The organism is Thermophilibacter provencensis (assembly GCF_030372065.1).
Lineage (GTDB): Bacteria > Actinomycetota > Coriobacteriia > Coriobacteriales > Atopobiaceae > Thermophilibacter > Thermophilibacter provencensis_A.
Genome location: NZ_JAUDEA010000009.1, coordinates 1 through 20,256 on the forward strand (window position 1 = coordinate 1; position 20,256 = coordinate 20,256).

Genomic DNA, 20,256 nt, shown 5'->3' on the forward strand with positions numbered 1-20,256 from the left:
TTTTTCTCGCCACAAGTGTCGGCAAGGGTCCGCACTTCGTAGAGCGTGGACCCTTGTCGACGGTTTGCCCATCAATTGTGTCGGAACCGGTCCTTCTACGGGCACCCGCAGAAGGACCGGTGCCGAGAAGAACCTACTGCTCGGTGCCCTCCCCTGCCGCAACGGCGTCATCGGAAGCCGTGACCGCCGCCTCGATCATGGCCGTAAGGCCCGTGACCATCATGTCCACGCTCATGGACGCGGTGCCCTCTCCCATGGTGACGGCCTGCTCGGTGGCGTACGGAACGTGCACAAAGCCGCCGCGCACGCCAAGGTGGCGCGTCGCAAGGGTGTGGAGCAGCTCGTAGAGGACCTCGTTGCAGCAGAACGTGCCCGCGGTGTAGGAGACGGCGGCAGGCACGCCCGCGGCGCGCGCGGCGTCGACCATCGCAAAGACAGGCAGCGTGGCGAAGTAGGCGTCCGGGCCGTCCTCCTCGAGGCGGCCGATGGGCTGGTTGCCCTCGTTGTCCGGAATGCGGGCGTTTGCGTAGTTGATACCCACGAACTCGGGCGTGATGTGGCTGCGACCTCCGGCCTGGCCCACGCAGAGCACCACATCGGGCCGCTCGGCGTCGATGGCGGCCGCAACGGCAGCCGCGTCCTTGCCAAAGACCACGGGAATCTGTGCGGTGACCACCTCGGCGCCCGCAATCTCGTTCGGCAGGCGCATGACCGCCTCGAGCGCAGGGTTGATGGTCGCCCCACCAAACGGCTCAAAACCCGTTACCAGCACCTTCATTCGTATCTCTTCCTTTCTTTGATGACAAAGGTGACAGGGTAGATTGTCATCATGACAAATTACCCTGTCACCTTTGTCAGGTTTTGGCTAAAGGGCGGTCATGACGATCATGTAGGCAATCTGCGCCACGAGCATGATCAGCGCGATGGGAATCTGCTTCTTGATGACGCCATAGGAGTCCTTCATCTCGAGGATGGCCACGGGGAGGATGTTGAAGTTCGCCGCCATCGGCGTCATGAGCGTGCCACAGAAGCCGCAGGTGAGCGCCACCGAGCCAACGAGCGCGGGGTCGGCGCCCAGCGAGAGCACAAACGGCGCGCCGATGCCCACCGTGAGCACCGTGATGGCACCGTAGGCGTTGCCCATGACCATGGTGAAGACCGCCATGCCCACCGCATAGACGACGATGCCCACCACGAGGTTGCCCTGCGGGATCACGCCGGAGACGAGATGGGAGATGACGTCGCCCACGCCCGCGGCGGTGAAGATCGAGCCGAGCGCCGCAAGCAGAATGGGCAGCATGGAGAGCGGGCCCACCGCGTCAAGCATGCGACGCGTGTCGTTGAGAAAGACCGTGGGCGTGTTCTTGTGCGAGAACGCAAAGAGCATGAGGCCGCCCACCACCACGCCAAAGGTGAGACCCACGAGCGAGCTGATGTTGGTGAACAGGGCAAACACGAGCGCCATGACGCCCAGCGAGAGCGCGGGCACAAAGAGCTTCATGCCGATCTTCTCGTAGTTGCCCTGCATCTCCTCCGCCGTGGGCTCGTCACCGGTGCCGCGGCCCACCTGCTTGCAGATGGCGGGGAGGACCATGACGACCACGAGGGCGCCGGCCACGGTACTGGGAACCCAGCGACCCACGATGAAGAGCATGCCGCAGACCACCCAGAAGATGGCCGTGCCCATGCGCTTGGGGTTGGTCTTGTCCTGCGCGTTGCGCACGCCCGCGTAGACGGCGATAAGCCCCATCACAATGTAGGCAACCTCGAGGAGCTTGTCGGAGAGCGTCACGTCGGAGCTCTGGAAGAACTGGATGAACTCCGTCATGCGTCCTCGCCGCCCTTCTCGGCCTCGTCCCTCTCGGCAGCTGCCGGGGAACCGGCCGCGCCATCCTCCTCATAGACCGAGGAGCCCGTGGCCTTGATCACGCGGGAGCGTCGGCGCATGAGGCGACGGTCAAGGAGGTTGTAGTAGACGATCGCCACGAGCATGGCGAGAACCGCCACGGGAATCTGCACGGCGGCAAGGTCGACGAGGCTCACGTCGTAGCCAAGGCCCGCGAGCGTGCCCTGCACGAGCAGGCCTCCCGAGCCGCCCACAAAGAGCACCTGGCCAAAGAACCACGCAACGTTGTCGATGCCGGCAGAGGTGGCCTTGAGCTCCTCGAGGTGCTTCTCGTCGATCTTGTTGCCGTCGCGCTCCACGGCCGCCTGTGCCATGGGCATGATGACCGGGCGGATGAAGCCGGCCACGCCGCCAAAGTTGATGTTGAACGCGGCAAAGGCCACGCGCACCAGGCCATAGGCGGAGATGATGATGCCCGACGTGGCATTCTTGAGCTTGCGGATGAGCGCCGCCGCAGCCTGGCGCAGGCCGTTTCGCTCGAGGGTGCCCGTGAGCACAAACGTCATGATGAAGATGCACATGCTGCGGTTTGAGACAAAGCTCTCGCCGAGCGTGTCCAGGAACGCCACCGGGTCCATTCCGCCCACCACGGCGGTGGCGATGGCCGCCACCATGATGATGAGGATGGAGTCGAGCTTGAGCGCAAACCCGACCACAACGATGACGATTCCCAGGAGCTTGAGAAGCTCGGTGGGGTCCATCGGTCCTCCTTGTTCAGTCAATACGACTTGGGTATCGTACCCACCCAACAAGCATGACGAGAATAACGTGCGCAAACGGAAACAGTGGCGCGGTGCGGGCGGGCCGTGAGCGCCCCCGGCGTCGCGGCCGTAGCGGGCCATACCCCCTGCGCTCAAATCCGGATTTGTGCAAACGGCGTGCTCAAATGCTGGATTTGAGCGTCAGCGTCCCAAGCCGAGGTCCTTCTCGGCGACAAAAGCCCAGCTGGCGAGAAGGACGGGCGACTCCCCGCCCCGAAAAGGCGACCTATGAGACGCCCTTAACGCTCAAAACCCCTAATTGAGCGCCCGCTTTGCTCAAATCCGGATTTGAGCGTCGGACGGTGACCGAATAAGCAAGCGTACGGCAACAGAGTCGCGGCCCCGCCCCGGCGCGCAACGCGCGAGTGTGGCAAACTTTCCTATGGAAACCGCGGGGGCAGAGTGGCCATCCGCGGGCGACGACGAAGGAGCCCTCATGGCAGCAAAGCCCCAGACCCTCGCCACCACCTCGGCCTTTGAGGTGCTAGGCCCCGTGATGGTGGGCCCGTCGTCCTCGCACACGGCCGGTGCCCTGCGCTGCGCGCGCGTCGCCGCATCCCTTCTCGAGGGTCGCATCGCCCGCGTGCGCTTCACGCTCTGGAACTCCTTCGCCCACACCTACCACGGCCACGGAACCGACCGCGCGCTCGTGGCGGGCATCCTCGGGCTCGACACGGACGACGAGCGCATCCGCAATGCCTTTGAGCTCGCGCGCGAGTCCGGCCTTGACTTCGAGTTCGTGGAGGCGGGTGACGACTCCTCCGTCCACCCCAACACCGTGGACATTGACATGGAGACCGAGGGCGGCGTCCGCTGCCAGGTTCGCGGCGAGAGCCTCGGCGGCGGCAAGATGCGCATCAGCCGCATCGACGGCGTGGGCGTTGACATCACGGGCGCCTACGCCACGCTTTTCGTTGCGCACAAGGACGCCCCCGGCATCCTCGCCTCCCTCACCCACCTGCTCGCAATGGCGGAGGTCAACATTGCCTTCTGCCGCACCTATCGCACCGAGCAGGGCGGTCGCGCCTACTCCGTCTTTGAGACCGACGGCGCGCCGGACGCCTCCGTGCTGCCCATGATCCGCCGCATCCGCGACGTGGGCTTCGCGACCTTCATCTCCGTACCGGGGTCTGCCTCCGCAACGGCACCGGGCGTCACCGCGGAGGAGCTCTTTGACGACGGGGCGCAGCTGCTCGATGCCTGTGCGGAGCGCGGCCTCTCCATCGGTGGCGTCATGGAGCTGCGCGAGCGCGGCCTTACCGGCGAGAAGTTCGCGCAGGAGTCCATGCGCCACATCATCCAGGTCATGCGCGACGAGACGACCGCCCCCATCGCCGACCCCAAGCCCTCGCTCGGCGGGTTCATTGGCGGCGAGGCGCAGCTCGTGAGCAGGGGCGCCGACAACTGGGGTGCGAGCCTCATGGGCGAGGTCCAGACCGCCGCCGTCGCGCGCGCGATGGCCGTGCTCGAGCGCTCCGCCGCGATGGGCGTCATCGTGGCGGCGCCAACTGCCGGCTCGGCGGGCGTGGTCCCCGGCTGCGTGCTCGCCGTGGCCGACGCCATCGGAGCAGGTGACGACGCCGTTGCCTCGGCGCTCTGGTGCGCCGCGGCGGTGGGCCTCAACATCCAGACGCACGCATGCGTGGCAGGGGCCGAGGGCGGCTGCCAGGCTGAGGTTGGCTCCGCCGCGGCAATGGCCGCGGCCGCGCTCGTGGAGCTGCTCGGTGGCACGCCCGAACAGGCGCTGACCGCGAGCTCCCTTGCCATCTCCAACCTGCTCGGCCTTGTCTGCGACCCCGTCGGCGGCCTCGTGGAGATCCCCTGCCAGGCACGAAACGCCATCGGCGTGGCCGCGGCCTTCTCCGCAGCCCAGCTCGCGCTCTCCGGCGTGTCCTGGTTCATCCCCTTCGACGAGGTCGTTCATGCCATGGCGGAGGTGGGCCACGCCCTCCCCTCGCGCCTGCGCGAGACGGCGCGCGGCGGGCTTGCCGCCACACCGGCAGCCCACGCCGCCTGCGCCGCTTGCGGAGCCTGCGGGCGCTGAGCACTGCGAGCGGCGATTCTGCGCAGAGAGGCCGAAATGGAGCCATCGCTTACGGAGATGCTTCCCAGGCTCCCAGCCCTGAGACCGAAAACCCGGGGAGCACGCAGACTAGCCAACGAATCTACTCCCCCGCTGCCTCAGCGCACTTGAACCGGTACGCCGCGGCGATCACGTCCACGCAGCCCTGCCGCCCGAGCTTGGCACGGTTGACCACAAGGTCCTTGCCGTCGGTCATCTTCCACTTGCCACCCGAGTAGCGCTTGTAGAACGCCTCGCGCGCCTTCTGCCTGCGCTTGACGAGCTTCTTGCCATCCTTCTTGGAGAGCCCCCGCTTGGCGCGCACGATCTCCACGCGGTCGGCCAGCGGCGCCGTGACCAGCACCGCAATGTGATGGGGGTTGTTGCGCAGCAGGTAGTCCGAGAGGCGCCCCTCGATGATGCAGCTCTTGGTGGCCGCCAGATCGAGAATGACCTGGGACATGGACGCAAAGAGGCGGTCGGAGGCGCTGCGCGCGTCCACGCGGTCGGGCAGGAAGGCCATGAACTCGTCGGCGAGCTGCTCGTCATACGCCGCCATCTGGTCGATGGCGTCGCCGGTGCGCAGACTCGAGCGCACGAGCAGCTCGTTGTCGTAGAGCGGGATGCCCAGCTCAAGGGACAGCATCTTGCCGATCTCGTGTCCCTCCGCGCCAAAGTCGCGCGCGATGGTGATGATGACGGGCTGCGCGGGGTGCTTGTGTGACATGGCTCCTCCTTACGCCGCCACGATGCGGCGCTGGTAGGCGCGGACGATGAGCGAGATGCCAAAGTTGAGCACAAAGTAGAGCAGGAACACAAAGCCGTAAAGCAAGAGCACCTGCATGAGGTCCGTGGTGTAGCCCATGACGACCTTGGCCGAGAACATGAACTCCGCCACGTTGATGCCCGCGAGGTACGACGAGTCCTTAATGACCGTGGTGCACTGGCTGAAGAGCGCCGGGATGATGGTCTTGAAGGTCTGCGGCAAGATGATGAGCCGCATGCTCGAGAAGAACCCGAAGCCCTGGCTCTTGGCCGCCTCAAACTGGCTCTTGGGAATGGAGTTGAGGCCGCCGCGGACGATCTCCGCCATGACGGCTGAGGTGAAGATCGTGAACGCCAACACCGAGATGAAGATGTCCGAGCCCTTGACCGTGAAGTAGATGAAGAGGATCCACAGCAGGTTGGGCGTGCAGCGGAAGAGCTCGATGTAGGCGGAGACAATCCACTTGAACACGCTCAGCTTGCCCGTGCAGTACTGCTTGACGAGGGCGAGCACCGTGCCCAGGACAACCGAGAAGATGATCGCCAGCACGGAGATCTCGATCGTCTTCAAGAAGCCCTGCATGATGAAGGAGACGTTTGCCGGGGTAAAGATAGCCATTGCCTACGCCTCCCTTGCGGTCTCGGGCGTGATGCCGGGGATCACCTTGGCGCGCGGACGCTCCTTGGCGCGACGCTCGAGCCACTGCACGAGCATCGCCAGCGGGAAGCAGATCACAAAGTAGAGCACACACGCGAGAATGTAGCCCTGCAGGTAGCCGTAGGTGGAGACAAAGTTGTCGGCGTTGTACATAAGGTCGCCGCCGGCGATAAGCGCCAGCACCGAGGTGTTCTTGACCAGGTTGAGCGCCTGGTTGCAGAGCGGCGGCAAGATGACCTTGAAGGTCTGTGGCAAGATGACGTAGGCATAGGCCTGCACGGTGGTGAAGCCCTGGCTGCGCGCGGCCTCCATCTGGCCGCGCGGAACGCTCTCGATGCCCGTGCGGATGACCTCGGAGACGTAGGCGGCATGATAGAGACCCACGCCCACAGCGCCGATGGCAAACGCGGAGAGGCGCACCGGGCTCTCAGTGCCCAGAATCATCTGCAGGACGCGCGGTCCGGCCATGTAGTAGAAGAACACCTGAACCGGCAGCGGCGTGTTCTGAAAGAACTCAACGTAGACACGGCTCACGGCACGCAGGATGCGCGACCGCGTGGTGGACAGCACGCCGAGCAGGCACCCAAGCACCAGCGATATGGCAAGCCCCAGCAGGACCACCGCAAGCGTCATGGAGAAGCCGTCGAAGAAGCTACTCATGTCGCTGAAGGTAATCTCCCAGCGCTTGGGATCGAACAGGCCTTCGAGCATCTTGTTCCTTTCCTATGCCAACACCTGCGGGGCACCAGGGGGATGGCGCCACCCGGGCGCACGTGCGCGGCGTGCGGGCGAGAAGGACCTCTCGCCCACACGCGCCGCGCGGCGCTCGCTAGAGCAGGTTCCAGGTCGTAGCCTCCTCGTCGAGCCAACCGCTCTCGAGGAGCTCGTTGACCTTCTCGTTTACAACCGCGGAGAGGTCGGAGCCCTTCTTGGACGCGATGCCGTACTGCTGCTCGCCAAACTCGACCTCGGGCTCGAGGAGCTCCTTCTGGTCGTTCATGTAGGTGTTGAGCGTGGAGCGGTCCATCGCAAAGGCGTCGATGTTGCCGGACTCGAGGGCCGAGTTGATCGACGGGTAGTCGGGGTACTCGTTGAAATTGTCGTCGGTGAGGGTCACGCCCTGCTCGGCGACGGCGTCGGTCACGGCGTCCTTGGTCGTGGAGCCCTGGGAGACGCCGATGAGCTTGCCCTCGAGGTCGGCGAGCTTCTCCATGCCGGAGTCCTTCATGATCATGACGCCAACGTGGTCCACACGGTAGGGGTCGGAGAAGTCGTAGTCCTCAAGACGGACCGGCGTGATGGTGTAGGTGGCGCAGATGATGTCGAGGCTGTCGTTGTCGATGAGCGGGCCGCGCGTCTTGGGCGTGACGGTGGTGAACTCGCAGAGCTTCTGCTCCTTGGCCTCCTCGTAGGAGACGCCCAGGACCGCCGCGGCAATCTGGTAGCAGAGGTCGATCTCGAGGCCCTCGTACTCGCCGGTCTCGGTGTTGAGGTAGCCGTAGCCAAGGACGTCGGCCTTGACGCCGCAGTTGAGCTTGCCGCGCGCCTTGATGGTCTCGACCTTGGAGCCGGAGTTGTCGCCCTCGGCGGCAGGGTCGGAGTTGCAGCCGGCAAGGACGCCCAGGCCGGCAAGGGCGCTGACGGATCCAAAGGCCTTGAGGAGCTGGCGACGTGACAGGTTCATGGTGGTTCTCCCTTCCCGTTGGTTGAGCGCGGCGAGACCGGGTTCTTCTCGCCCGCGATTGACCGCCCGTAGGCGGGTGGTGCCGTGTGTGCCGCCGGGCACGCCCGGGGGCTAGCGCAAGATCTTGTTGAGGAAGTCCTGGCAGCGCGGGTTCTGCGGGTTGGTGAAGAAGTGCTCCGGGGTGCCCTCCTCCAGGATCTGGCCGTCGTCCATGAAGATGACGCGGTCGGCGACCTGCTTGGCGAAGTTCATCTCGTGCGTGACGCAGATCATGGTGATGTTGTCGCGCGCGAGCTCGATCATGACGTCGAGGACCTCCTGGATCATCTCGGGGTCGAGCGCGGAGGTGGGCTCGTCGAAGAGGATGATCGGCTGCTTGGTGCACATCGCGCGGGCAATAGCGACGCGCTGCTGCTGGCCACCGGAGAGGTTCTGCGGGTACTCCCCCGCCTTGGAGGCCAGGCCCACGCGCTCGAGCGCGGCCATGGCAGTCTTGGTGGCCTCCTCCTTGCTCTTCTTCTGCAGCTTGATGGGGGCCAGCGTGAGGTTGCCGAGCACCGTCATGTTGGGGTACAGGTTGAACTGCTGGAACACCATCGAGGAGTACTTGCGCGCCATCTCGAGGTGGTTCTTCTTGGTGAGCGGCGTGCCGTCGATGATGACCTCGCCGGAGGTGGGCTCCTCGAGGTAGTCAACGCAGCGGATGAGCGTGGACTTGCCGGAGCCGGACGGGCCGATGATGACAAGCTTCTCGCCCGCGGCCACCGTGAGGTTGATGTCCTTCAGCACGTGGAGGTCGCCGAAGTACTTGTTGAGACCCTTGATCTCGATCATGTTTGCCATGTGTCGAAGTCCTCCCGTCGTGTTGCGATTTGTTAATACTACCTAGGGACAGGGGTCTCGTGGCCCCGACCCGCTGAACAGAGACTGAGAAACAACACTGCCGTTACGGGGTGGAAACACTGAGCTTTGGATTGCAGGGAAGATGCGAAGGGCAGCGTACAAAAAAGCCGGAGCCTGAGGCCCCGGCGTCACGTTTGGTAGCCCGTACCAGATTCGAACTGGTGATCTCCGCCTTGAGAGGGCGGCGTCCTGAACCGCTAGACGAACGGGCCGTTGGTAGCCCGTACCAGATTCGAACTGGTGATCTCCGCCTTGAGAGGGCGGCGTCCTGAACCGCTAGACGAACGGGCCACTATGCGATTGAAAGGGCAAATGGCTGGGACTGAGAGAGTCGAACTCCCGCTGACGGAACCAGAATCCGTTGTCCTACCACTAGACGAAGTCCCAATTTGCCACTTCGTGCGCCTCTCAGCGCGGAGAAATACTATACGGGAATGTCTCCGGCCATGCAAGCACTTTTTTTGGAGATGTTGTGCGGGCAACGATTGGACGCTTTGGAGGGGCGGGCCCCTACCAGCGCAACCAGGCGAGAAGGGCCTCGCGCTCGTTCTCCACCTCCCCCGCCATCACGGCAGAGAGCAGCTGCGCGAGCACCATGCCCACGCCCGGCCCCGGCTCGATGCCGCGCTCGCGGATGACGTCCGCCCCGCTCACGGCAAGCTGACCCGTCTTCCAGACACCGCCGCCCGCCAGCTCCGCACGCAGGACGCGAGACATGGCATCAAGCTCAACGGCGTAGCCCATGCACTGGGGCGCCTTGGCAACGGCGTCGGCGCGCTTGAGGTCGAGAAGGGCAAAGGAGAGCTCGCGGGCCTGCCCGGGGGCGCAACGCTCAAGCTCCAGGAGCATCCGGCGCAGAGAGGGGGCCGTGGCTCGAATCTCAAAGTCGTGGAGGCTCACGAGCGCGCACGCCGCGCGCACGACCTCGCGCGGGATAGCAAGGCGCTCCATCACGGAGCGCGTCACGCGGGCGCCCTCCTCGGGATGTCCGAAGAAGTGCCCGCGGCCGGAGACGTCCTCGCTCCAACAGGCGGGCTTTGCCACGTCATGCAGCAGCGCCGCCCAGCGAAGGGCGTGCAGCGGGGACCCGCCGGCAAACTCCTCCACGCCCGCGCACACGCGCGCCGTGTGCTCGAGTACGTCGTAGTCATGATAGGGACTCTTCTGGTCAAAGCCCGCCATGGGCGCGAGCTCCGGAACCGCCGCGGAGAGCACCGCGAACTCGTGGCGCAGCGCCCAGGCGGCGCGGCCCGTGGCGAGAATCCCGTCCATCTCCTGGCCAATGCGCTCCTGCGCAATCTCTGAGAGCTCCGGCGCGCATGCCACGAGGGCCGCCTGGGTGGCCGGCTCGATCATCGCGTCGAGGCGGCACGCAAAGCGGACCGCACGCAGCACGCGCAGGGCGTCCTCCTCAAAGCGGAGCCTGGGCTCCCCCACCGCGCGGATGATGCGCGCCGCGAGGTCCTTCTCACCGCCAAAGGGGTCGAGCAGGCCGCGCTCGGGGTGAAAGGCCATGGCGTTCACGGTGAAGTCGCGCCGGGCGAGGTCCTCACGCACGTTTGTGACAAAGCGGACCTCGTCGGGGTGGCGGCGGTCGCTGTAGCTGCCCTCAACGCGGTAGGTGGTGGTCTCAACGGGCCGGCCTTCCACGACGGCCGTGACCGTACCGTGCGCCGTGCCGGTCTCGTGGACCTCGATGCCCGCAGCGCGCAGCACGCGCGCCGTCTCCTGCCAAGGGGCCGAGGTGGTCACGTCCACGTCATGTCCGGGACGGCCGAGAAGGGCATCGCGCACCCAGCCGCCCACAACCCAGGCCTCATAACCCGCGGCCTCGAGGACGTCGACCACGCGCCGCGCGTAGGCGGGAAGCTCGCGCGCCAGGCGCATCTCAACTGTGCTGCTCACGCGACCCCCTCTCGTCATGCCCCTCTTGCCGCGCTCTTCTTCTCGCCGATTTTAACAGGAAGGGGCGGCCCCGAAGGACCGCCCCGTGGCAGATCGCAATCTGCGAGGTGCTACTTCTCCGCAGCGGAGACGCCGTACCAGGCGATGCCCTCGGCCTGCCAACCAATCTTCACGAGCGCGTCGCGCTCCTCGACGCTGGCGGTGTAGTGGTGGGTGGCCGTCTTCTCGTACGGGTTGAAGAGTCGGTAGAGCGGCAGCGCGCCCTCGTCCGTCTTCTCCGCCGAGCGCCAGGCGATGCCCTCGGCCTGCCAGCCGAGAGCCACCAGTGCATCGACCTCCCCCTCGCTCATGGTGTAGTGGTGGTCGTCGGCATAGGGGTTGAAGAGGCGGTAGACCGGGGCGCCCTCGGCCGGTGCGGTCCACGCCTCGCCCTCGTCACTCCAACCGAGGCTCAGAAGGAAGTCGCGCTCGCTCTCGTCCGCGGTGTAGAGGTGCTCCCTGGTCCACTGGTTGTAGAGACGGTACATGACCTGCATCTCAACGGCGGGCTCGGGGTCGGGATCCGGGGTGGGTTCCGGCTCGGGATCTGGCTCGGGCGCCGGCTTTGCCGGAATGGTCAGCTCCTCAAGCGTGGTCTCCTTGGTAAGCGCCTTGTCCGAGAAGTACGTGTCGCAGTCGGCGCAGTACCAGTACTCGTGGTTTCCGGCCTCGGTCTCCGTGGCGTCCTTGGCGGGAACGTGCTTGACGCTCTGGTGGTCGGTGGCGGCAATCGTCACGTCATCGAGCGTGGTCGGCCGCGTCATGTCCTTGTCGGCAAAGAGCTCGTCGCACTTCTCGCAGGTCCAGTAGGCCTTGTTGCCCGCCTCGGTGCACGTGGGATCCTTTGCGGCAACGGCCACGCCAACGTGCTTGTGGATGCCAAAGGTGCCGTCGTCGTTGCTCGTGAGCCCTGAGCCCGGGACGATGAGCGCCTCGTCAGGGGCATTGCTATAGGTACCGCCGGAAAGACGTACGTTCTCAGGCGCCTCCGCCCAATCGGACGAAGACCCATTAGCGTTATCCCAGGTATATGTACGAACCGCCGCGCCCTTCTCGGAAGTGAAGGAACCGCCAGCAATGTTGGCCTTCGGGGCACCGCCGGGATAGCCTCGGTCAATCAAGGAAATCGCCGCGGCGTCATCAATATTGCCGTCGCCCGCACCCTTGTCGGCCATATCGTCCGCACCGGTGCTCTTCACGGAAACCGCACTCCCCTCGGGAACGCTCAGACTGCCGGAGCACATCTGAACTCCGACGCAGCCCGTCAGTGAACCGCCGTTGAGCACGAGCTCGCCGGACTGCGGATGATAGAGCGCAGGACCGTTGTCGCTCACGACCTCGCCATCGTTGATGACGATGCTCGTGTTGCCGAGACCGGCCGATCCGTTACCGGAGATGCCAAAGCCCATGGGCACGCGGATCTCGCCGCCGTTCATGACAAACGAGGATGTGTTAGTACCGTCCCCAAAGATAAGGACGCCACAGGAGCCCGCCCCCGTCGCACTAATCTTGGTCCCTGCGCCCATCGTAAACGAGCCCGCAATAGGAGTGGCCTGATATCCAACTTGGACACCTCCGGGAGCGCCGATGGTAACGTCACTCGTCTCGAGAGACCCCATGGTAACAACCGCGTAGCCGCTCGCACTCTTAACTGCACCACCCTTAATCGCAAGCGCAGCACCATTCTCAACGGTAACTGCCACTGCGGTACTCTGGCCAGTAAGCGTGTAACCCGCAAGGTCAAACGTAAGGTTCTTGTCGGCCGGAATCGTGACGGACTCGGTCACGTCATCGAGCAGAGTGACGGTCTGGCCCTCGCCCGCAGCCGTAATGGCGGCAGAGAGCGAGTCGTGAGCCGAGAGGACGTTGCCCTGCGCGTCGTAAACAGCAGCGAGCTTATCCTGCGCAAAGCCCACGGTATGAGAACCGTCTTCGCCGTCCACGGGCTTAAGACCATCCGCACAAAGGTCTGCGGGGACACTCGTGCTGAAGGAACCGCCCGAGACGGTCACGACGTCACCGGCAGTCGCCCATTCTCCCTCTTCCCTATCGGAGTTGTTATAGGTGTATGCCTTAATCGCATTCACGCCGTCGACAGACGAGAACGTGCCGCCCGTAATGCTTACGGCACCAAGGTCCTGATAGCCTTCGCGCTCGATGATGGAGATGGCCGCACCATCAGCAATGACACCATCCCCCTCAGTCTTCTCAACAGGCTGCCCAGTTACGGAGATGACAGTATCCGCACCCTGAACGGTGAGGTCACCAGCGCAAATCTGAACACCGGTGAGTTCCGCGCTGATAACGGAGTTATCAATCAGCACCGATCCCGTGCTCGGGAAATAGATGCCAGCACCCTCCGCAACCCTCAGCTCGGAGTTGCGTAGCGTGATAGTGTTGTTCGTCTCTTGACCGTTGGTTACGATGCCGTAGGAACCATGAGGAACCTCGACCGTCACGCCTTCAAGTACGAGTGAGGAGTCCGAGTTAATCATCAGGATACCGTCGGCCGGGTCAGAGGTCGTCTTGAGGGTGCCGTTCTTGATAGTGAGCGACGCGCCATCGTAGTTGACCGCGGCAATCGAATTGTTGCTAGATTCGTTTCCCGTGTAGGTGTATGTGTGACCACCAAGGTCAAGGACCGCCTCGTTATAGCCGGAATTAATCTTCGTCGTGCCGGCATAGTCATGGAGCATCGTCACCGTGTCGTCGACAGAGGCACTCGCAGCGTTGGCGTAGGTACCGTAAATCCTGTCGCCGTCCTCGGCGCTGACCTTGAACCCGCCGTTCTTGATGTAGTCGACAGCCTGCTCGCTGTACCTGAGGTACGCGGAGCTCTCGAGCTTGACCGCGTCCGAGGCGGGATTGGTCGGCACCAGCGTCACGCCCTCGCCAACCTCCAGCGCAAGCGGCTTGGTGCTGTCACCCGCCTTCGAGCCGAGAGGAATGGCGGCGCGTACCTCGCCACCCTTATCGGGAACGCTGTTGATGAGGCGCATCGTGGAGCCAACGCCCTCAACGGGCTTGGACCCGTAATTGGTGCTAAGCGCGATTGCCGCGTCAGAGGTAACAGTGCTGGTCACATTGTGACCATTCAAGTCGAGCGTCACGCCGTAGTTCTTCGTAGCAACCTTCGCCGTGAGCGAGACATCTTCCTGAAGGGTCACCGTGCTCCCAGCAGGGGCGTTGGAGAGCGCCTTGGAGAGCGACTCGTAGTTCGTAACCGTACCGTCAAGCGCCTTGACCGTGGCCAGGGCATCCGTAACCGCAACCACGAGGTTGCCCTCATCATCTTTGACAACGCCAAAGCGATCGACGAACGACCCGTCCTCGTTGACGACCTTATCGGCAGCAGAGCCCACGAAGGTGCCCGCAGAGATAGCAGCAGACGAGCTCTCGTCAACATCGATCACGTACTGGCCGGAACCACCCTGGAACGTACCGCCCTTGATGGTGCCCTTAGCGCCGCCGAGCAGCGCGACGGCAGAGCCGCTCTCGCTCGTGATGGTCCCGCCGGACACCGTCAGCGATCCGTCGTTCGCGGCGCCGTCATAGTGCTCAGAGCCAATGGCGTCGCTCAACGCGGAGATGGTGCCACCTGAGATGGTCGCCTTGTTGGCGTTGTAAATCGCGTAGTAGGAGTCCGTACCCTGTGAGATGGACCCGCCCTTCACATTGAGAACGCCGTAGTCGTCGTTCTTGACGGTGATCTTACCGCCGACAAATTTGCCGCCGTTAATGTTGAGCGTGGCCTTTTTATTGCCCATAGAGGGCTTGGGCTCCGAGCTGCCCGCCTCAGCGGCAGCGGAGTTCTGCCAGCCGTTGCCGATCAGGCTGGAGTAGTAGCCAAGGTTCTTATCCGAGAACTTCACGGTCACACCATTGCTGATGGTCATGGTGCCAAAGTTCTTGAGCACGTACCACGAGTTCCCGCCAGCGTCGTTGGCGCCCCTGCTGGTCTCGGCAGAGCGCGAGAACGTGCCGCCCTTGAGCGTGATGCTTGCGTTGATGTTGTTGTAGACGGCGGCGCGACCGTGCGAGACGTTGTCCACCACGCCCCCACCAACGCTGTCGGTGATGACCGTCCTCGTCGACCTGTTGGTGATGGTATGGTCGCCCGCATTCGTCAGCGTGTGACCCGCGAGGTCGATAGTGACGTTCACGCCCTCGGGAATGGTCACGTCCTCCGTCACGTTCTGGGCGAGGGCGATAGTGTAGGTGTCCTTGTTTGTCTTGTAGTCATACGGCTCCACGTCCGCGAGCGCGGCGGCGAGGCTCTCGTACTGGACAGTCTGTTCGTCACCTTGCGTCATTGACACGGAAGCTCCGGAACGCGGCTCAATGTCGTTAGATGTTTCCTCAGCATCAACGCTCTTCTCGACCGTCGAGCCGGCATTGGAAACGTCACCGCCCTCCGCTGCCATCGCGGGTGTCGCTGCGAAGGGGGCGAGCACGAGCGCCGCAGAGAGCAGCACGGCCGCGCGCCTCCTCATCCAGCCACTGTCGGCTTTTCTCATGGCTTCCGTCCTTTCCCGCGCGGACGCGGTGTCGGGGAACAGTGCTGCAACCGTAACCCCCCCCCCGGTCGCTTTTTCAATAGCTCCTGGCAGTGTCAGGCCCACAAATGTGGTAGGCGGTATGAATTTCTCCGCGGGCTGCATTGCTCCTCCGGAGGGTATGTACACAATTCAAGTTTTTATCGGCTCTCTGGCGAGAAGAACCCGCAGGTCGTGGGCTTGCGAGAAGTGCATCAAGGTTGCAACCGTGTACATACCCTCAGGAAGCCCGCCGGACGGCACCGCCCGCCGCACCGCCGTCACCGCCGAGTGCTATGCTCAACTGCGGTCAAGTAAAGCCGACTGAATGGGAGGATTCAGCCATGGACGAGATGAAGTCGGTCACCGCCGATGACCTCGCCGCCGCTCGCGAGGACTTCTTCGCCGAGCGCGCCAACGTGGTCGCCAAGAACGCCGTGAGCTCCAACGGAATCACCGCCGCCGCGCGCGTGCCGGAGGGCGTGGCCGCCAACGCCATGACCTTTGACGTCGAGGTCAAGCAGGGAGAGCGCTGCAACCAGGAGCGCTCCGGCCGCTGCTGGATGTTCGCGAGCCTCAACACCATGCGCTACCGCGCCATCAAGAAGTACAACCTCAAGACCTTTGAGCTCAGCCAGACCTACCCGCTCTTCTGGGACAAGCTCGAGAAGAGCAACTGGTTCTTCGAGAACATCCTGGACACCCTGGACGAGCCGCTCGACGGCCGCCTCGTGAGCTACCTGCTCGCCGACCCCGTAGGCGACGGCGGCCAGTGGGACATGTTCAAGAGCCTCGTCAAGAAGTACGGCGTGGTCCCCAAGGAGGCCATGCCCGAGACCGCCTGCTCGCGCAACACCCGCGAGATGGACTCCTACCTCACGCGCTACCTGCGCGGCGCGGCCAAGCGCCTGCGCGAGAGCCACGCCGCCGGCGTTGCGGCCGAGGACCTCGCCGAGATGAAAAAGGAGATGATGGGCGACGTCTACCACCTCCTCGTGACCTGCCTGGGCGAGCCGCCCGCGCGCTTTGACGTGCGCCTGCGCGACAAGGACGACAAGCTGGCCCTCTCCGGCAGCTTCACGCCGCAGGAGTTCTTCGCCGAGGCCGTGGGAATGAACGTGGACGACTACGTGAGCCTCATCTCCGCCCCCACCGCCGACAAGCCCTTCGGCCACACCTACACCGTGAGCCGCCTGGGCAACGTGGTGGAGGACGGCGGCGTGCGCTACCTCAACCTCCCGATCGAGCGCCTCAAGGAGTGCGCCGTGGCCCAGCTGCGCGAGGACCTGCCCGTGTGGTTTGGCTGCGACGTGGGCCAGAGCTACCTGCGCGAGGAGGGCATCATGGACACCGCCGCGCTGGACGTGGACGGCCTCTTCGGCTTTGAGGTCGAGGGCTGCATGAACCGCGCCGAGCGCCTGGACTACGGCGAGTCCCTCATGACGCACGCCATGGTCCTCGAGGGCGTGAACCTGGACGAGTCCGGCCACCCCACGCTCTGGAAGGTCGAGAACAGCTGGGGTGCCGACCACGGCCGCAACGGCTTTGACACCCTCTCCGACCCGTGGTTTGACGAGTACGTCTACCAGGTCGTGGTTGACAAGAAGCACCTCACGGACGCAGAGCGCGCAACCTACGAGACCGAGCAGCCCACGGTCCTGGCTCCGTGGGACCCCATGGGCTCGCTCGCGCGCGTGCGCTAAGGAGGCGACTCGCATGACCGACTACTCCGCGGGCGCCGTCGCGCCCGAGACCGCAGGCGAGCTTGCCGCGTCCTTCTCTGCCGACCGCGCCAACCGCGTGGCGAGAAACGCCGTGACCTCGATGAACGTCCACGCCGCCGCGCGCGACGTGAGCCGCCTGCGCACCTACCACGACACCTTCGGCGTGAGCCGCGTGCGCACCGGCAAGGTGACCAACCAGCGCCACTCCGGCCGCTGCTGGATGTTTGCGGCCTTCAACGTGGCCCGAGCGGCCACGATGGAGCTGCTCGACGTTGACGACTTCGAGTTCTCCCAGGCCTTTGGCTTCTTCTATGACAAGCTCGAGAAGTTCAACGTGGGCCTGGAGTACGTCATAGAGACCGCCGCGCTGCCGATAGATTCCCGCGAGGTCGCGGGGCTTCTCGAGCACTCGATGGGTGACGGCAACTACTACCCCGCCGCGATGAACATCATCAAGAAGTGGGGACTCGTGCCCAAGGACGCCATGCCGGAGAGCGCCTGCACCAAGGACGCCGACCAGATGAATGCCCAGCTGGAGCGCCTCTTCCGCAAGAGCGCGATGGAGCTGCGCCGCATGGCGGCGGCAGGTGCCGGCGTGGACGAGCTGCGCGCCGCCAAGGAGGGCATGGTCGCCGACTGCCACCGCGTGCTCTGCGTGTGCCTCGGTGAGCCGCCCGCCACGATCGACGTCGAGATTCCCGTGGGCAAGAACTGCCGCGTGCACGCGTCTCACCTCGTGGAGCAGGGAGGCGGTGAGCGCCCCGACGGCAAGCAGCGGCACCTGCTCGTGGACCGCGGCATCACGCCGCGCGAGTTTGCCGAGCGCTACGTCCCCTTTGACCCCGACGACTACGTGCAGCTCGTCTCGATGCCCGGCGAGAGCCGCCCGTATGGCCACGTGTATCACCGGCGCTTCTCGGACACCATGGCCGGGGGCCGTCCGGTCAAGATGCTCAACGTGGCGCCCGAGGTGATGGAGGACGCCGCCATGGCGTCGCTCGCCGCGGGCGTCCCCTGCGAGATGGCCTGCGACGTGGCCCAGCAGTTCCCGCGCAAGATCGAGGACTTCCCCGGCGTGCTCGCGTGCGACACGATGGACTTCGAGGGCCTCTTTGGCGTGGACCTTTCCATGGGTCGCGCCGAGATGATCGACGCGCACGAGACCCGCAACACCCACGCGATGACGTTCCAGGGCGTTGAGCTGGGCGACGACGGCCGCCCCGTGGCCTGGCGCATCGAGAACAGCTGGGGCGAGGAGGCCTGCAAGGACGGCTACCTCGTGGCGAGCGCGGAGTGGTTCCGCACCTACGGCGGCGAGGTCGTCGTGCGGCGCGAGTTTGTGCCCGCCGAGCTGCTCGACCTCTGGGACAACGCGCCCGTTGAGGAGGTCGACCCCTGGACCACCGTGGGCCTGGCAATGGCGCCGCGACTGTAAGTCCTACGCGCCCCCGGGGGGCCGCCCCGGGGGCGCGCACCCCTGCGCATACCCCCCCCTGCGCAAACCCCTGCTCACCCCCTCCCGGCACACAAATCCGGAATTGAGCAAACGCCGCACTCAAAACTATGAATTGAGCGCGAAGATCTTCTCCGCGAGCGCGGTTTTCAGGCTCTCAGCCCATCGTCCTTCTCGCCAACTGCGCGTTTGTCAACACGAGATGGCTCCGACCACCCGCCCGACGCTCAATTGGGGGATTTGAGTGCGCCCTTTGCTCAATTCCGGATTTGTGCGCCGAGAAGCACCTAGCCACAACAGCGGTAACCCACCGTCACGGTATTTTGGCGTCGAAGGTCGCCACCGCCGCCAATGGCAGGCCCTTAAGGGGCAAACGGTCGGTCGACCCTTCGATTTGATTTGTTAATCTATGTGATGCACCAGCATTTACATGCTCAAACAGCAATCTTGACAGATTCGAGTAAGTCAAGCGGAAGATTCGTGTCCGACTTTCTTTGAACAACGGGCGAGAAGAACCTCTCGGCGGCTACCCTCGTTGCATGTCGATCTTTCTCTCGCATATCTCCGCCCTCGAGGTGATCAGACGCTGGGACTCCTTCAGGCTCATTGAGCGGGGCCTCAGGGAAGAGGCGCCCCCGGTTCCGAGCAAGATGCCCGGCGTGCCGGAAGTCGAACGGATGTGCAGCGTCTCTCCGGTCCTTGCCGGCGTCTCAACGCCGCTTCACGTGCTTGTGGCGGACATGTGCGGAAGGCACCACTCCGAGCTGGTCGTTCCCCATCTCACCTCGTCGCAGGTTCCGGCGTTCGCTCAGTTTGAGCTCGCCCCGGGACTGATGTGCCCCTCGCCGGAATTGGTTGCCCTTCAGATGACGGAGTACGCAACCGACCTCGAGCTGCTCCTGCTCGTTGACGAGCTCTGCGGCTACTACGGCATCCAGCCGCATGCCAAGGCGGGCCTGGTCAAGAGGTCCGACCCCCTTACCTCGGTCGAGAAGATCTCGCGTTTGCTCGACAGCGTGGGCCCATGCCGCGGGGCCGCCAAGCTTCGCCGCGCGCTCTCGTTGGCTCGCGTTCGCAGCGGGTCCCCGCCCGAGAGCAAGACGGTGCACCGCCTCGAGTTTTGCGCGAGGCGAGGCGGCTATGGCCTCCCGGTCGTGGGGCTCAACAACGCGCTTCTCACCGACCGTGCGGACGGCATCATCCTTGGGTCCGGTGTAAGGATTCGCAAGCCCGACATCATGCTTCTTGTCCCCAGAGAAGCCGAGGTGGGCACCAACATGCCGTTCAGGGCCGTCGCCGTTGACTACAAAGGGATCTACCACCGCGATCCTTGGCAGGACAAGCTCGATGTCAACAGGAGAAACGAGCTTTTGGCACGCGGGGTAAAGGACTACGAGATGGAGGCGTCACATGCCTCCGACCTCGAGTACATGGACTGGCTGGCCGCAAAGATACGCGAGGACCTGGGGATGAGCGAGCCTCGCCGAGCCAAGGCAAGCGAAGACGCCTACAGGGCTCGCCGGGCCCTTCTCGCACGTGAGCTCGGGAGGATAGACGGGCTTTCCTGGACGGCACGAGACGTCCCGCTCATCATGGCAGGACATCGCAAGTGGGACGAGACGACGTCGTAGGCCAAGGGCCACCGCGTCCAAGCGCTGTCACGGACCCGGCAGTGCTCCCCGTGCCGGCAGCGCCCTTGCACCGGCAGCGCCCTTGCACACAAATCTAGAATTGAGCAAACGCCGTGCTCAAATGGGTGATTTGAGCGCTCACACCTTGGGCGGAAGGTTCTTCTCGATATAAAAGCCCAGTTGACGAGAAGGACGGGCGGGATCAGAGCCCAATAACCCGGGCCTCTGCG

At 64.4% G+C, this 20,256-nt stretch carries 14 protein-coding genes and 3 tRNA genes; 4 read left to right on the top strand and 13 right to left on the bottom strand.

Annotation, left to right across the window (positions count from 1 at the left end):
• Positions 1-133 precede the first annotated feature (133 nt).
• The 3 genes from pcp to QUW25_RS06645 all read right to left on the bottom strand — a co-directional run bounded on the left by pcp (position 134) and on the right by QUW25_RS06645 (position 2,607).
• A complete protein-coding gene (gene pcp / locus QUW25_RS06635) occupies positions 134-778 on the bottom strand; it encodes a pyroglutamyl-peptidase I (protein ID WP_289511429.1) in 645 nt (214 codons plus the stop codon).
• 87 nt (positions 779-865) lie between these two features.
• Complete coding sequence (locus QUW25_RS06640; protein ID WP_289511430.1) at positions 866-1,828, bottom strand: DUF979 domain-containing protein; 963 nt, start codon at positions 1,826-1,828, stop codon at positions 866-868.
• A complete protein-coding gene (locus tag QUW25_RS06645; protein WP_289511431.1) occupies positions 1,825-2,607 on the bottom strand; it encodes a DUF969 domain-containing protein in 783 nt (260 codons plus the stop codon). Before QUW25_RS06645 ends, QUW25_RS06640 begins: the two co-directional genes overlap by 4 nt.
• A gap of 496 nt (positions 2,608-3,103) precedes the next feature.
• Here QUW25_RS06645 and sdaAA point away from each other — a divergent pair, with 496 nt between their 5' ends.
• On the top strand, positions 3,104-4,711 hold the full coding sequence (sdaAA, locus tag QUW25_RS06650; protein ID WP_289511432.1) for an L-serine ammonia-lyase, iron-sulfur-dependent, subunit alpha: 1,608 nt from the start codon (positions 3,104-3,106) through the stop codon (positions 4,709-4,711).
• Between the two features lie 121 nt (positions 4,712-4,832).
• On the opposite strand, the gene QUW25_RS06655 is transcribed toward sdaAA, so the two are convergent.
• The 10 genes from QUW25_RS06655 to QUW25_RS06700 all read right to left on the bottom strand — a co-directional run bounded on the left by QUW25_RS06655 (position 4,833) and on the right by QUW25_RS06700 (position 15,200).
• Positions 4,833-5,456, bottom strand: a complete 624-nt coding sequence (locus QUW25_RS06655) for an AAA family ATPase (RefSeq protein ID WP_289511433.1) — start codon at positions 5,454-5,456, stop codon at positions 4,833-4,835.
• A 9-nt stretch (positions 5,457-5,465) separates the two neighbouring features.
• Positions 5,466-6,113, bottom strand: coding sequence for an amino acid ABC transporter permease (locus QUW25_RS06660; RefSeq protein WP_289511434.1), 648 nt, complete (start codon positions 6,111-6,113; stop codon positions 5,466-5,468).
• A gap of 3 nt (positions 6,114-6,116) precedes the next feature.
• A complete protein-coding gene (locus tag QUW25_RS06665; RefSeq protein WP_289511435.1) occupies positions 6,117-6,863 on the bottom strand; it encodes an amino acid ABC transporter permease in 747 nt (248 codons plus the stop codon).
• 118 nt (positions 6,864-6,981) lie between these two features.
• The gene (locus QUW25_RS06670; RefSeq protein WP_289511436.1) at positions 6,982-7,836 is read right to left on the bottom strand and encodes a substrate-binding domain-containing protein; all 855 of its coding nucleotides are present in this window, start codon (positions 7,834-7,836) and stop codon (positions 6,982-6,984) included.
• Positions 7,837-7,947: 111 nt separating this feature from the next.
• Positions 7,948-8,679: an amino acid ABC transporter ATP-binding protein gene (locus tag QUW25_RS06675; protein WP_289511437.1), complete on the bottom strand. Its 732-nt coding sequence runs from the start codon at positions 8,677-8,679 to the stop codon at positions 7,948-7,950.
• Between the two features lie 195 nt (positions 8,680-8,874).
• A tRNA-Glu gene (locus QUW25_RS06680) sits at positions 8,875-8,951 on the bottom strand.
• A gap of 2 nt (positions 8,952-8,953) precedes the next feature.
• Positions 8,954-9,030 (bottom strand) — tRNA-Glu (locus QUW25_RS06685).
• Positions 9,031-9,052: 22 nt separating this feature from the next.
• A tRNA-Gln gene (locus tag QUW25_RS06690) sits at positions 9,053-9,126 on the bottom strand.
• Between the two features lie 123 nt (positions 9,127-9,249).
• Positions 9,250-10,644, bottom strand: coding sequence for a CCA tRNA nucleotidyltransferase (locus QUW25_RS06695; protein ID WP_289511438.1), 1,395 nt, complete (start codon positions 10,642-10,644; stop codon positions 9,250-9,252).
• A gap of 110 nt (positions 10,645-10,754) precedes the next feature.
• Positions 10,755-15,200 carry a hypothetical protein gene (locus QUW25_RS06700; protein ID WP_289511439.1) on the bottom strand — a complete coding sequence of 1,482 codons (4,446 nt, stop codon included), beginning with the start codon at positions 15,198-15,200 and terminating at the stop codon, positions 10,755-10,757.
• Positions 15,201-15,562: 362 nt separating this feature from the next.
• Here QUW25_RS06700 and QUW25_RS06705 point away from each other — a divergent pair, with 362 nt between their 5' ends.
• From QUW25_RS06705 to QUW25_RS06715, 3 genes are all read left to right on the top strand, one after another.
• Positions 15,563-16,921 (top strand): aminopeptidase C, encoded by a 1,359-nt coding sequence (locus QUW25_RS06705; RefSeq protein ID WP_289511440.1) that lies wholly within the window; start codon positions 15,563-15,565, stop codon positions 16,919-16,921.
• A gap of 13 nt (positions 16,922-16,934) precedes the next feature.
• Positions 16,935-18,377, top strand: coding sequence for an aminopeptidase C (locus QUW25_RS06710; protein ID WP_289511441.1), 1,443 nt, complete (start codon positions 16,935-16,937; stop codon positions 18,375-18,377).
• Positions 18,378-19,054: 677 nt separating this feature from the next.
• Complete coding sequence (locus QUW25_RS06715; protein WP_289511442.1) at positions 19,055-20,026, top strand: hypothetical protein; 972 nt, start codon at positions 19,055-19,057, stop codon at positions 20,024-20,026.
• Positions 20,027-20,256: the final 230 nt, after the last annotated feature.